At 57.5% G+C, this 12883-nt stretch carries 13 protein-coding genes and 1 pseudogene; 3 read left to right on the forward strand and 11 right to left on the reverse strand.

Going from position 1 to position 12883, the window contains the following annotated elements; translation table 11 throughout:
• Positions 1-3 precede the first annotated feature (3 nt).
• The 5 genes from ACNJX8_RS06410 to ACNJX8_RS06430 form a co-directional block, all read right to left on the reverse strand.
• Complete coding sequence (locus ACNJX8_RS06410; protein ID WP_439359947.1) at positions 4-2055, reverse strand: UvrD-helicase domain-containing protein; 2052 nt, start codon at positions 2053-2055, stop codon at positions 4-6.
• 123 nt (positions 2056-2178) lie between these two features.
• Complete coding sequence (locus tag ACNJX8_RS06415; RefSeq protein ID WP_439359948.1) at positions 2179-3930, reverse strand: DUF262 domain-containing protein; 1752 nt, start codon at positions 3928-3930, stop codon at positions 2179-2181.
• Between the two features lie 308 nt (positions 3931-4238).
• Complete coding sequence (locus ACNJX8_RS06420) at positions 4239-5558, reverse strand: hypothetical protein (protein WP_439359949.1); 1320 nt, start codon at positions 5556-5558, stop codon at positions 4239-4241.
• Entirely contained in the window at positions 5555-5995 is a 441-nt protein-coding gene (locus ACNJX8_RS06425) for a hypothetical protein (protein WP_439359950.1), read from the reverse strand. The genes ACNJX8_RS06420 and ACNJX8_RS06425 overlap by 4 nt, the downstream gene beginning before the upstream one ends.
• On the reverse strand, positions 5995-6405 hold the full coding sequence (locus tag ACNJX8_RS06430; RefSeq protein ID WP_439359951.1) for a coiled-coil domain-containing protein: 411 nt from the start codon (positions 6403-6405) through the stop codon (positions 5995-5997). Before ACNJX8_RS06430 ends, ACNJX8_RS06425 begins: the two co-directional genes overlap by 1 nt.
• A 165-nt stretch (positions 6406-6570) precedes the next feature.
• Between ACNJX8_RS06430 and ACNJX8_RS06435 the strand changes: the two genes are divergently transcribed.
• Together ACNJX8_RS06435 and ACNJX8_RS06440 are read left to right on the forward strand one after the other, a co-directional pair.
• On the forward strand, positions 6571-6921 hold the full coding sequence (locus ACNJX8_RS06435) for a helix-turn-helix domain-containing protein (RefSeq protein ID WP_439359952.1): 351 nt from the start codon (positions 6571-6573) through the stop codon (positions 6919-6921).
• Positions 6922-6930: 9 nt separating this feature from the next.
• On the forward strand, positions 6931-7839 hold the full coding sequence (locus ACNJX8_RS06440; protein ID WP_439359953.1) for an ImmA/IrrE family metallo-endopeptidase: 909 nt from the start codon (positions 6931-6933) through the stop codon (positions 7837-7839).
• On the opposite strand, the gene ACNJX8_RS06445 is transcribed toward ACNJX8_RS06440, so the two are convergent.
• The 5 genes from ACNJX8_RS06445 to ACNJX8_RS06465 all read right to left on the reverse strand — a co-directional run bounded on the left by ACNJX8_RS06445 (position 7836) and on the right by ACNJX8_RS06465 (position 11162).
• Positions 7836-8090: a DUF4113 domain-containing protein gene (locus ACNJX8_RS06445; RefSeq protein WP_439359954.1), complete on the reverse strand. Its 255-nt coding sequence runs from the start codon at positions 8088-8090 to the stop codon at positions 7836-7838. The genes ACNJX8_RS06440 and ACNJX8_RS06445 overlap by 4 nt on opposite strands.
• Before the next feature lie 366 nt (positions 8091-8456).
• Positions 8457-9044, reverse strand: a complete 588-nt coding sequence (locus ACNJX8_RS06450) for a hypothetical protein (RefSeq protein WP_439359955.1) — start codon at positions 9042-9044, stop codon at positions 8457-8459.
• 587 nt (positions 9045-9631) lie between these two features.
• On the reverse strand, positions 9632-10156 hold the full coding sequence (locus ACNJX8_RS06455) for a hypothetical protein (protein WP_439359956.1): 525 nt from the start codon (positions 10154-10156) through the stop codon (positions 9632-9634).
• Positions 10157-10172: 16 nt separating this feature from the next.
• The gene (locus ACNJX8_RS06460; protein WP_439359957.1) at positions 10173-10589 is read right to left on the reverse strand and encodes a hypothetical protein; all 417 of its coding nucleotides are present in this window, start codon (positions 10587-10589) and stop codon (positions 10173-10175) included.
• Positions 10590-10622: 33 nt separating this feature from the next.
• Entirely contained in the window at positions 10623-11162 is a 540-nt protein-coding gene (locus tag ACNJX8_RS06465; protein WP_439359958.1) for a hypothetical protein, read from the reverse strand.
• A 757-nt stretch (positions 11163-11919) separates the two neighbouring features.
• On the opposite strand from ACNJX8_RS06465, the gene ACNJX8_RS06470 reads away from it, so the two are divergent.
• Complete coding sequence (locus tag ACNJX8_RS06470) at positions 11920-12690, forward strand: Rap1a/Tai family immunity protein (RefSeq protein ID WP_439361821.1); 771 nt, start codon at positions 11920-11922, stop codon at positions 12688-12690.
• On the opposite strand, the pseudogene ACNJX8_RS06475 reads toward ACNJX8_RS06470, so the two are convergent.
• A pseudogene (locus tag ACNJX8_RS06475) lies at positions 12677-12877 on the reverse strand (hypothetical protein); the annotation flags it as partial. The gene ACNJX8_RS06470 and the pseudogene ACNJX8_RS06475 overlap by 14 nt on opposite strands.
• Between the last annotated feature and the right edge of the window lie 6 nt (positions 12878-12883).

The following is a 12883-nucleotide window of genomic DNA, read 5'->3' on the forward strand; positions in this document are numbered from 1 at the left end:
TTCTTATTTTATGGGATCGAGAAATTTCGATCGGGTACCGGACCAGGTTATCAGCAGTTGATCCCGGGCTCTGGTGCAGCCTACGTATAAAAGGCTCAGCTCTCGTTCTCGGGTCAAGCGCTTCTCGTCTGGCTCGCTCGCCAGATCCAGGGCAGCCTGAAGAGGAGCGTGTGAACCGTCGCAAGCGACGATTGCAACAGCTCGAAACTCGAGGCCCTTGGCCGAATGAAGCGTGCCAAGGATGATCTTGCCTTCTTCATTGATCTTGTCGGGAGCGAGCCAAGTACCGCCGATGCCGGCTCGTTCCAAGGCGGCGCTGGCTCTCTCTTGAAGCGCCCGCCGCGTGCGCGCAAAGATGGCGATCTCACCGGGGGCGAACCCGCGTTCCCGAAGACCGATCAACCATTCGGCCAGGATATTCACTTCTCCGGCGAGGTCGTTCGCTCCTTTCAAATCCGGCTTGGGGCCGTGCAACAAGGAGACCGCGGCGCGCTCTTCCGGCTCTCCATCCGGCTCGGTCAGACGAGCCGGCAGGAGGTGGTCCGAGAATAGGCGTATTTCTGCAGTCGTTCGATAGTTGACCTTAAGCCGGTGAGACCGTCCACGAACATCGATCCCGGCGCCGAGCCAGGAGAAGGGCCAACGGAAAATTCGTTGACCGACATCGCCGGCAAAGGTCAGCGGGCGAGAGCCGGCCGGTGCAAGGGCCGCGATCAATCTCAGCTCGCGCGGACCGAGGTCTTGAGCTTCGTCCACTACGACATGCGCGAACGGTCGAGTTTCGTCCTTCTCGATCCTTTGTCGCAACCGATCGCAGATCTCGCCGAACGTATGCAATTCGCTTGCCGCCAGTTGCCGCTGCACACGTTCGAAAACGTCCCACAACTTGCGACGAAGGGCAGCGTTCAAAGCCATACCGCGGCCGCTACGAGCGATCACCTTGTATTCGTCGAACGTTTTAATGCCCCAATAGTCGATGACGGCATCCCATTCGGTCCTCAGGAAGCTATTCGTGATGGCTGGATCCAAGTCACTCCGGGCATGTTCGATGAAATCGTCAATAGTCCGATCGTCGGCAATCGCCAGCGGCTTGAGTCTCGAGGCGTGACTGTGGGCGTACGCATGAAGGTGGATGACCTCGACTCTTTGGCGCGCTTCAGATGAAGATCCCAAGAGGGTATCCATTCCTTCGGATAGTCTCTCGGACAAGATCTTCGAGAATGTCGTCAGCAAGATTCTGCCGGAGTGGGGTTGGCGTGCGAGATGAGCGGCGCGATGCATGGCAACGACGCTCTTCCCCGTTCCGGCCGATCCGGAAATCCGCGCCGGCCCGTTGGCGCTCCTTTCTACGGCGGCTCGCTGAGACGGGTGGAGAAAAACGAGCCATTCCGCCCACGGCTTCTCAAGCGCCTGAGTAACCATCTGTTCGTCGCTGGCAACCCAGAACCGCCTTTGAGCATCGGGGTGGGTGAAGGGGTCGGCTTCCCTGTCGATTTGCATGACCGGACGAGGTTCGGGTCGCTCGCCGGTCGCAATTGCCACCAAAGCTTCCTGTGCTTCTTCCGGTAGTCGTGGGAGCAATTCGAGGAATCCGTCTTCGTCGACCTGGAGCAACAACCCGAGATAGGCTGCGGGTACCCCGAGCGAAAGGAGGTAATCTCGATCTTCGCTCGCAAATATGCCGCGTCTTTCTGGTGCACGAGTAATGGTCCTAATTTCCTCGCGAACGACTTCAACGAGTTCGACTATTTGCGCGGCGCCGGTGACGGGATGAATCTCGAACCGTCTCCGTTCCGCCCAGGCATAGGCATCGTCGTGATGGGCGACATAACAGAAGACCGACTTTTGACTGTGCTTATATACGACGATGCGTAGGTCGCGGTTGACCCTGATTGTCCAGAAATTCTTTTCCCGTGCCTTGTCTACGCGGTGCATCGACAAGCCGGGCCGCGATGGATCCGACATATAGTCGACGATTATGGTCTTGGTGGCCGTTTGCTCGGCGTTGGTAAGCCGATTTAGGCTACGATGAAATGTGTTCGCGAGCTCAAGCACCGTTGTGCGCCTTCCACGTCATTAGTCGTTCGGCTATGCAGTTCACCGTTCAATGAAGGCTCGCTTAGCGGTCCACTATCGTCCCGTTCGCTCATCGCACCACATTGGACAACCCAATCTGGTCTAGGTCAGAACCTTTTCAAGGTGTTTCGCGAGGATCGCCTCTCGCTCCGAAAGGAATTCGCCGAATTTTGCATAGGGGAACGATGACCAGATTGGAAAGTGGTGCATGGCCAGAAAATAACCCTTCTTTGTGCTGTCCCCTAGTTCGTGGTTAAGCCAGTCGTCGAAGTCGGTATCCGATTTGGCCTGGTTGGGGCCGCCCTGCAGCAATTGCAGATTGGCGAGGTTGTCCCTGAGGCTTGGCCACTCGCGCGCATCTGGCGCGCTCACATCTTTCGCCAGGAGCCGGCGTTCCGTCATCTTACTTCTGGGATAGACATGATCGATATGGAAGCCATTTGAGAAGTCGAAGTTCGGATAAAGCATGCTCAAAACGAGGAAAGTCTGTCGGTTTTTGTATTGTAGTCCCAAAAGATTCTGGATCTCATCCGGCGAAAATTTGATGGCTCGGTTAAGCTGCGTGAGCCGATCATTGATCAGGAATTCCGGAAACGCGTCGACGGAAGCGCTCTGCAACTCCCCGCGAAGGGCGGCGAGGATCGTGTCGCCCATGGACCCGAAGGTTCCCCGGAGAAGAACCTTCGTGAGCCAACTACGGATCGCGGCCCGGTCCGCTGAGGTGGTTGAGGAATGCAAATAGGCGTCGGTGGCGCCCTTTTTTCGCAGGTAGTACGCAATAGGAATCAAGGCGTTTGCCGAGAGCAGCGATCGATCGGTTAGTCCAAAGGACTTGGCTAGGTGGACGGTCAGCGACAGGGCGGTCTTGATCGACGGCCACGCCTTTTCGATGGTGGCCATGTTCTGTGAATTGAAGTTCTCGATCTTGAACTTCACGTCGGATATATCCGAAAGCACCAGCGCGGATTTGAGGACAAAATCCTGGTCGAAAGTCAATTCGTCGCTCACGCTGTTCAATTCGTCGACAAACGCGTGGATGGCTTGACGGGCATCGGTGCCTTTCCATGAAGCCGTCGCGATCGAAAGCAGCAGGTCCGAATAGCTCAGCTTTGTGCCGCCGCTGTTTATTCGGATGAATATCTGTAAGACCTTGTTGAGATCGGCTTCGCGCTCTAGGAAGAAGTTGACATTCCCAAGCGTATTAAATGTCTCGCAGATCATGCCGAGCGTCCGTGCCGCAAAATCCCGCCTTTCTTGAGGGGCAGAGCTGATCCGTTCCATTGCCATGAACATCAAGACATGGCTCACATTCTTGATTTTCGAAAACAGCTCGGGAAACGGCACCCAGAAGCGTGCGGTATCGGCCGCGGCTTCTTCCGTCGTGAGAAAACGGATGGCGTAAAATTTTTGCTCGTCGGTATCGTCGGCCGGCCAAAGAAGATCGATATAGAGCTTCTTGACTGGATATGCGGCTAGATTTGAACGTTGCTTGTTCTTGGTGCGGCTCGCATAGGTGCCGGTTAGGGCGATGACGAGCGCCGTCAGTCGCTGCTGACCGTCCAGCACAGCGGTAACATCGCGATCACCCGTCAATTGCGCCGGCGCGTTATGTCGAGCATTGTATTCGTGATAGTGCGTCAGAAATCTATAGAACTGCCAGTCGTTCACCTGACTACGAGGCACTTCCCAAAAGAGGAAGCTGCTAATCGGGTAGCCGCGCAACAATGAATCGAAAAGAAGCTCAATTTGCTCGGGCTCCCAGATGAATTCGCGCTGAATGGCCGGAAGTACGTATTTTCCATCAAGGATGTTTTGTATGGCCTGACGGATCGGAATCGGCGTTTCAAATGGCATTTCTTCTCCCCCACAACTGGTGATAAGAGCTGACGCGCGTCGTACCTGTCAAGGTGGCGCGGAAAGCTGACCGAAGCCACATTTCCCGTCGGCTGCAAGTGGTGGGGGCCGCGTGCCGGGCGCTGGTGCTTGGCGGCTTCGCGTACAGACAGCGGGACCCGACCCGCTATCAATGTCGGACAGGGGAAAATTATCAAGTCACAAAGGTCGAGAAAACGGAAGCCGAGCTCATCGAGCAACACACAAGGCCGGCCGCGCACGGCCTCGATCAGCTGAACCCACTGGGCACAAAAGAGTGCTGCGCTGTTTTACGCGACCGCTAAGTGCGTTCTCGCGCCCCGCGGAATTGCGAGCTTGGAGCAAGAAGAGCAGCGCGGTCTCGCCGGCACGATCGAATGAACCGCGTTCTCGGCGCGGAGAGGCGTTACGAACGTTTGCTGTTCGCGATCAGGCGCATCTGCCCTAGACAAGTGCCGCAGCAAATAGCTGGCGGTCAGTAATCCGGCCCAGAACGAAACGAACGCGACGGTAGGAATGCGACCGCCATTCGGATCGTCGTAGGGATGGGCGCACTCCGCACAACCGAGACCGGCTTCGTGAAACGACGCCATGGCGCTCCAGTGCGTGGTCGCGCCAACTGCCAGCCAATCAGGGTTTGCGCGCTGCACCTCCCAGCGGGTCGGAATATCATCGACGCCAACGAGCACGGCCGGTGCGAGCCGCAACGTCTCGCGAATGGCGCCATCGTAACGTACATCCACGGGATCGATCACGAGGCCGGTTGGGGCGAGGGCGCCGGCCAGTTGATTGCCTTTCGCTTGGTCTTTGTCCTGACGGCGCAGGATTGCATAGCGGTTGAGGTTGCTGAGGTCGGCGGTGTCCGGTTCGATCACCCGCGCGTGCCCGGTGACGTTCGGCACGCGCGAGAGGGCGTAGAGCGCCGCCTGGATGATGGCGCCGCCGCTGATGCAGTCGAAGGCGCCCAGTTCTTTGACCGTCGGGGTCTCTTCGGGGGCGAGCCTGTACGAGATTTCATCCGTGGGTGCGAACACCGTTTGCAACCGCTCGGGACTATTCGCTCCATGCTGGAGCTTCTGCATCGCACATTTGAACGCCTCAACAGAAGCAAGCGCGCCGGCGGCCATGCCGCCCAGCGGCCATTCGTCGCCGCGCCAAGGCATGGCAGATCGCTCGATCGAGCCACTCCAGTTGGTCGCATTCAGCCGAATGAAGCGCTCCGCGGCGACTTCGATCTTCGTGTCGCCGAGCGCCACCGCCAGATCAAGGGGATGATCAGGAAGCGATGTGCTGAATTCGACGCCGGGCAAGAGATCGGTCCCAACGGCCAGCAACTCGGTGACGAGTGTGCCGCGCTTGAGGGGGATTTGATACCCGGCCATCGGTACGTCGGGAGCCATGAGATACACGCGGTGCCCGGACCGCGCCATCGAGAGGGCCGCCGTGACGAAGGCGGACTGCGCCGAATGGGTCCGCAAGCTTACCGCGTCCGCGATCAGCGCAATATGGGTGCCCGTGAGTGCCGACAACAATGTGTCGTCCGGCACCAACATCGAGACCTCATCGCGCATCAACAATACGGTGCGGTCCAGCGCATCCAACAACGTCATATGAGCACCAACCGGGAATCAATGGCGACCTGCTGCCATTGCCCATTGGGCTGGATCTCCGTGAGGAAGGCGTCCTTGAAGCCGACCGGGCCGAGGGCGAAGTTCGGGATGACGAGCGACAAGAACCCCGGCTTTTGGATGATCGGGAAGTCATCGTCGGTTTTCGAATGAAAGGCTTCGCGGGGATGGGTGTGAACCTGCACGCGCACGCCGCTGTTGGTGTTGCCAAGGTCAAGCCAGAACGCATTGAGCCAGGCATCATCGAGCACGAAGCCGCCGAAATGGGCGGCGTGCTTGGGATGGACCACGCGCGAGAGCGCCTCCGGCGCGTCCCACGAACTGACCCAGAGGGCCTGGCACTCTTCGCGCCCGCGCCCGCACTGGCGGAAATGCTCGAAGGTTGCTTCGAGGATCTCCTTAGGCAGGTGGTACCGCATTAGGCACCACCTTTCACGGTGCTGGGACGCAACAGCAGCACCTCGCAGGGCTTGATGCCCGCTTCCTTGATCGTCTGCGCGTCAGGCAGTTCCTTGCCGTCCTTGTAGAGCGACAAGATGTGCGGATTGGGCAGCGGCCCGAACGCCTGCAGTGCTTTGTCGAGGAGCTGCTTGACCGTCTCCTCGATGCGGACCTTGAACATCTTCTTCACGCCGTCATAGAGGACGAGCACGTCGAACACGCGCGGGTGCTCGATCTCCTCGGTCGCCTTCTTGATCTCGGCCTCGGCTTCGCCAATCTCCTTCTGGGCCTCACGCTCCTTTTCACGCGCCTTCTCAAGGTCGTGCTGGGCCTTGTGCAGTTGCGCGAGGACCTCTTCGGACGGGTGGTGGCAGACAATTTCCGACATGTTCTAGCTCCTTTATGGTCAGTTGCGTTATAGAATTATCGATGCTTGAAATATCAAGCATCGTTTGCCTGATATAACAGGCAGTGCCCGATGAGTCAAATTCTAGTTGGCGGCGCTTGAAATATCAGGCAAACTGCCCAAATTCAGCCTTCAACCGAGGATTCCGTGAGCTTAGGCAAAGAACTTCAGAGGATTCGCGCATTGCGCGGCAAAAGCCTTCGAGCCGTCGAGGAGGCTACGGGCATTTCGAATGCCTATCTCTCGCAGCTGGAACGTGGCGATGCCCAAAGACCGGCGCCCGACAAACTCCAGGCGCTTGCGACGTTTTATGAAGTTCCCTACACCGATCTCCTGCGTTCTGCCGGCTACTTGGAAAAGGACGTCAAATCCCCAGGCAGCGAGCGGGACCAGACGGGCGCCGTGCACGCGGCCCTGATGAGCGCCAACCTCACTCCCGAAGAGGAAGACGCCGTCGTCAAATACATCCAGTTCCTTCGCTTCCAGAACAAGAAGTGAGGATTCCGATTGGCCCTGCCGAAACAGAAAATCGCGGTAAGGCCAGAATCGGAACCGAAGCTTTCCACTTTGGTGCGAAAACTGTTGCGGGAGGCAGATGCCGAAGGTGTGCTGCCCACGCCGCTGGACCGGCTCTTCGAGGTCGCCAAGGTCAAGAACATCGCCGAACTGCCGGACGAGGATGCGTTCCTCAAGACGCTCTCGGAAAAAGTTCGCGGCTTCTTCATCAGCGCAAAACAGAAGCTTCGCGGCATCGCCGACATCCGCGAACGCGCCTCCTATGTTCCACCCGATCCCAACAATAAGGGCCGCGAACGCTTCGCGAAGGGACACGAACTGGGGCACAACGTTATTCCGTGGCACAGCGTCGACCCGGCTTACCTTGACGACAACGAGTCGCTCGGACCGAACGCCAAGGGCCTGTTTGAGCACGAGGCGAACTTCTTTAGCTCAGATACGATTTTTCAAGGCGCGAGCTTCCGCACGCGTGCGCGAGATTACACTCCGAACTTCAACGCCATATTCAAGCTCGCAAACGACCATGGCGCCTCCCGCCAAGCCACGGCCTGGCGCTTCGTGGAAGAGCAGGACGCAGCCATCGCGCTCCTGCAATACTACAGTAGCAAGGCGGTCGACGAGAACGGCAACCCGGTCCTTGCGATCTGGAGATCTGTCGGGTCGCCGGAGTTCCTCCGACGCTTCCCGAATGTCGATCCGCCTCTCACGTTGCGGACTGGGCACCCGTGGGTGGCCGCTCGGGACATGAACCGCATCTGCGACGGCAACGAAAATCTTCTGTGCGATGGTGGGTACACCTCCTTTGAATGGCATAGCTGGTGGAATAACCGTGCCCTCTGTGTGCTCATCCGTCGCAAGCCGATGCTCAGCCTCGTTGGTGGGCTGCTTCGCTCGAGCTAATTCGCGGTTAGTATTTCGTCCAAGCAGGTCGTATAGCGCGACGAGAGGTTCTCGCGCCGCATCTTCCAGGCACGTGAGCGATTGGGCGACCCATAGCAGATGATGTCGCGCTCGTAGCGCGCCGTCGTTTCATCCAACGCCTTTGCATGCTTTCGATCGTGTATCGTCCGGTAGGGCGAACAGTCCCGCCTGCACCCGGGCAGCTCATACGATCCCGCGGACGGAAGCCGTTGGTTTCGAAACAAAGCCAATTGGGCCGACTGATAGCTTTCGATAAAAATGGAGAACGGGGTCAGTTGGCTAACTGATAAGGTTTGGTCGCAACTGGAGTCAGTTCTTAAACTGATAAGGTTTCTAACAAATACTTATCAGTCGATAACTGGATCGGTTAGCGCGGCGGACTTGCTCATTTCAAACTACTGACGCGTTGGGGACATGAAAACACTCTTCACTTCGCCCCGACCGATCAGCTTGGAAAACGGCGATAGTCTGAGTGCCCAAATCAACAGCGGCCGGCCGCGATCGCTGGGTGCACGCCGGCCTTCTTTGCCGCCTCCAACACTTTCTCCGTACTGCTATCTTCGTCAATCGGCTTCCAAATGGCGGAAGGAATAACCTTACTTGCAGGCAATCTCCAAATCGTCCAAGTCGCGGCTCTCGTCCTTTTCTGCAACCTTCGTGTTCACAAACCTCATATTCACGCGCGGAGGCAAGGCGAAATCTACATCGAGGTAAGCGGAACCTAGCTTCATCGTATTTTGAATACGCTTCGCAGCAGCAGCACTATTGATCAACGCCGACACCAACACCCCGCTGCTGGCGGTCCCTTTTGCGGCGATCTCTTCAATCTTTTGCATCGGCGTGGCTCCGGTGGATTTCAATCGTAACCGCGCCTTCGGAGGCAACCCCCATGTCACCTTAAAGGTGCTGACCTCATAACCCATCTGCTCCAAAATCGGGAGGGCAGCTCCGACCTGCTGAGTAAAGGAGTTGAACTCAGCTACCATTTTGCCTGAGGTATCTGAGAAGTCCGGAATACTGAGATCAGGAACGGAGGGCAGCGACACAGATGGAAGCGAAGGAATCGAAGGCATCAGATCCTTTGCCGATTTGGTGATTGTGTCGATGGTTGTTGCTGGCTTTTCCTCAGCACTGGCGATGCCAACGCTGGCAATCATCGCAAACGCAATCAAGAACGCTCTCATTACACTTTTCTCCTGCACCTTGACGGCGCTCACCGCGAAATAGTTTTGCGATAATCGTCGATCATCGCCGCTGTTACGTCACTCGGATAACAAAGTGGTGCAGCGCCGCCCGGTCGCGAGTAGGCGCTTCGCGCGCCACATGAGCGACCATTTCGCAGAAGATCATCCGGACATGCGCACGGATGTCCTGTCGCGTAGTATCTGTCGCGGCTCGCCTTCACGATGATTGCGGCAATGGCAGCGGCTGTGAGGGCGGCCTCCACTTTGCGCTTCGCGTCCGATTTTGGCGATGCTGGTTCCGACTGGCTAGGCTTCGCTGTCGGCTGGGGTGAAGCTGCCGGCGCCGGAGCGGGTTTAGTTGTCGGAGCCTCCTTCGGCGGCTCGACGAGAGCGATGGGCTTGGCCGCGTGCGCTCCTGGAGCGGGGACGGCGGCCGGAGGAGCATCGTGGCGTCCCGTCGCATAGGCAATCAGGGCCGCAAGCCCTACCACAATTATGACTGCTCCACCCCGCATGACCAAAACCCAAAAATAGGCTGACAACGTGCGCAACTACTACCAATGGCAAATCGGACTTCTTTAGGTGCTCTAGTGCTCCTCAATGCCCTTACGAGCCTCGTGGTCATTCATCCAGATATGTATGTTGACCCCGCCGCCATCACGTGTGAACGCTTGGCACTCAATCTTCGCAGCTCGAACTTCCAGATCAGATAGCTCCGATGGATCTTTCAGGGCCGCGCGGTGACATTTCCGCAAACCAACTTCCAGCGATTTCACATCGACGCCGGTTACAGCTTTTCCCGCTGCCGCGAGAAGAGAAAACCACTGGTTGGGCGGAAAGCCGCTGAGGTCCCACGCAAGAGAAACGCTGGTTAGTCGATGCGTCATGCAGCTCAAGACCATCTCAGGCTTCTTGAAGAAGACATTGTTTCCTGACGGCGAGTAGTGGTCGAATTGAGCATTTGTCGCTTCGACCAGCCGTGCCGTAATTGCTTTGCATTCGGCCGTATGCGCGCCCATCTCCAGGGTCCCAGCGACTGCTGTCTCGGCAGCGAACCACAATGCAATGCACGCCGCCAACATCGCGCAGCCTCGATGAAACACCTTCATCATCTCAGGTCTTCGGCAGTCATTCTCTTCGTTCGACGGCGGCAACTATCCGGCTAGTCGAGTACATGACAACTGAGATCAGCGCGCTCGTGAAGTACACAATGGCGGCTAAAACCATATCGACGACCGTCCTACTGGAGACGAGCATCGCAAAACAGACTATCAGCGCGACGATGCTGACAATGATTGTAAACGCATCACCTGAGCGTGCGGCGTAAATGAAAGGAGCGATCGCGGTCAGCAACGCACAGACCCCAAAGGCAATTACCACAACCGCCGATCCGCTGGCTGCCATTGATGGCGCCACCTGCTTAACGACCCCGTCAATATCAGGCTTAGGAATGTCTCCGGTGTAGATCAGATAGCAGTATCCGCCGATGAATAGCGCGATCAGAACGAATGCGGTAAATTTCACCGCAAAGCGGACGTATTCCATGAATACCCCCCGGCACGGAATGGTGGCTGTAGGCTAAGCTCCCGCCGGTCCCTGCGAGATATCGATGACGTGTCGATCGGCGCCCACAGTAATAACGAGGGTGTAAGTCTTCGGTCCACCGCTCTCGCTGGCAACCGGCGGCGCGATGTGCAATTGCCCGCCGTACCACTCACCGGGCATGAGCGTGTTGTCTTTTATCACGGACTGCTCAAGGGCCGCCATGTTGCGCTGCCCAGCCTCGACCGTGGAGGCGATCATCGCTTCATTCTGCGCGCTTGCATTGCTCTGCGCGATAGCGGCAGCGGTAGGGCTATAGAATGTGCCGGTCCGGCCACTCGGGGTCGTGTAGTGGCCGTAACCGGCCTGAGACGCACTGTAGGCGTTTCCTGCGGCCGCTAAGCCCGTGAACACAGCCGCAGCCACCTGCCGGTTCTTTTCCTCCTGGACCAGCATCTCATAAGTCACGACTTGCATCCCGTAGTCGGACCCAGCCGCATGCTGCGTCGCTTCTACTTGGGATACCCGGAAATCTACGGGGTTCTTACTGATATTGTTGATCGCGACGACAAACACCGGCCGTCCGTTCGCGTGCACCTGCCGCGATGCAGGACGGACTAGGACAAGCGAACTCTTCTGTCGCGATACAAGCGCTGGCTGCCCATCTCGCATGAGAGCTTGCTGTTGAGGGTTCGACGGACGAAACTGCACCGTCTCAGCATTCGTAACGCAGCCGCCTAATGCGATGCACAAAAACACTGCGCTCAATCTGCGCATGACTAACTCCCCAGACCCATGGCATATGACCGCAACCACCAGTCGAGATCAACACTAACTGTCGCGGCAATGTCGGTTGGGGGTTTAGACAATAGTTGTGTGCGCCCAAACGAGTTCCAGCTTGAGGCTGGCCTCAGTCTTGGGAGATGGAGTTACTCGTCGCCAGTCTCGCGACACACAGGTGGGGGTAGGAATGAAGAAGGTAATCGCCGCAGCGGTCGCACTGCTGTGCTCTACCGCGTTTGCTCAAGCCAGAGGTGGCCATGGCGGCTTCCGCGTCTCATACGGAGGCGGTCATCATACCTCCAGCCATGGCGGGTCCTATGTTGGTGGCTCAGGATCATCCCACCGGGGTGGTCAATATCGAAATTTCAGCACCGGCAACCGGTACGGTACACACCAATAGAAGGTGGTCGCAAGGCCGCGCGCCCCTGACGGCGCACGGCCCCATCATTGAATGAACATGCACCAGCTTTTGAGACTTTCGCGCTCATGGATGCGGTTTGCGCTTATAATTGCGCTCGCTACGATCATCGCTCCCGCAGGTGCGAGCGATATGCCCGGAGCCGCGCTCGCACTCGCTTGTGCGGGCAATGTCCCGGGACTCAAAAAAGACAGAAAGGCAGACGACTACGCGAAGTTTTGCAACGCGTACATCAATGGATGGGATGACGCGCGCATCGCGTTCATGCAAGGAACGCGAACTTTCTGCCCGACCGGCTTACCGGTCAAAGAAATGAGCGTGATATTCTTTGACTACATGATGGCGCACAAAGAAGCGCGTGACGTGCCTGCTGCCGACGCCCTCATGTTGGCATTTAAGGACAAATTTCCCTGCGAAGACACATCGGACTCCAAGCAAGCGGCTGCGAAAGTCAAGGTCAGCGACTTGCCGTCCGAAGTCAGCAGGATCGCGAATGATGTAGCTGCAGAGTGCAAAGGGGCGGATGTAGACAACACTGGCGGCGATCTGGACAAGACGATCTCAGTCTACGAACGAGGCGACGGGAAGCGGCTAGCCATCTTTGATCCGAACAAAATTTGCACGTTCAAAGGAAACGGAGCCTGTTCGACAGGTGGTTGCGACTTCTACGTCTATTCGGAGCAGCCGGACGGTTCGCCTTGGAAAAAGGAGCTAGATCAGACAGTGTTTGATAAACGCGTAGTCGAGGGCAAGTCAGGACAAGCGCCACTCAAGATATTTGTCGAGATGAGGAGCGACGTGTCGCCCTGCAACCGCAAGCACGGTGCTCCTTCGTGTTTCTTTGAGTTGACTTGGCGCAATACCGGGTTTGTCTGGAATCAAGTGAAATCCATCCCCCGCTGATGCGCTCGACCAGTCTTTGTGAGAAGATGTCGAGGTTTGGCACCCGCGCCGCGAGCTGCCTCGTCCAGTCCGCCCAGTCCCGTCCGCTGGTCGCCAGGATGGCCATGTCCCGCTTCAGGTCCTCCATCACGGCAAAGCCGTCAGGATAGCTCACCAGGATCTTGAGAACCGTCACCTGGAAGTTCACTGGCCC

Origin of the sequence: Bradyrhizobium sp. SPXBL-04, assembly GCF_051853035.1 — a bacterium.
Lineage (GTDB): Bacteria > Pseudomonadota > Alphaproteobacteria > Rhizobiales > Xanthobacteraceae > Bradyrhizobium > Bradyrhizobium zhanjiangense.

Bases quoted from the DNA above. Each gene is read 5' to 3' on its own strand.
- ACNJX8_RS06415 (WP_439359948.1), bottom strand. From the start codon at position 3,930: ATGCCATTTGAAACGCCGATTCCGATCCGTCAGGCCATACAAAACATC.
- ACNJX8_RS06420 (WP_439359949.1), bottom strand. From the start codon at position 5,558: ATGACGTTGTTGGATGCGCTGGACCGCACCGTATTGTTGATGCGCGAT.
- ACNJX8_RS06425 (WP_439359950.1), bottom strand. From the start codon at position 5,995: ATGCGGTACCACCTGCCTAAGGAGATCCTCGAAGCAACCTTCGAGCAT.
- ACNJX8_RS06430 (WP_439359951.1), bottom strand. From the start codon at position 6,405: ATGTCGGAAATTGTCTGCCACCACCCGTCCGAAGAGGTCCTCGCGCAA.
- ACNJX8_RS06450 (WP_439359955.1), bottom strand. From the start codon at position 9,044: ATGAGAGCGTTCTTGATTGCGTTTGCGATGATTGCCAGCGTTGGCATC.
- ACNJX8_RS06455 (WP_439359956.1), bottom strand. From the start codon at position 10,156: ATGATGAAGGTGTTTCATCGAGGCTGCGCGATGTTGGCGGCGTGCATT.
- ACNJX8_RS06460 (WP_439359957.1), bottom strand. From the start codon at position 10,589: ATGGAATACGTCCGCTTTGCGGTGAAATTTACCGCATTCGTTCTGATC.
- ACNJX8_RS06470 (WP_439361821.1), top strand. From the start codon at position 11,920: ATGCCCGGAGCCGCGCTCGCACTCGCTTGTGCGGGCAATGTCCCGGGA.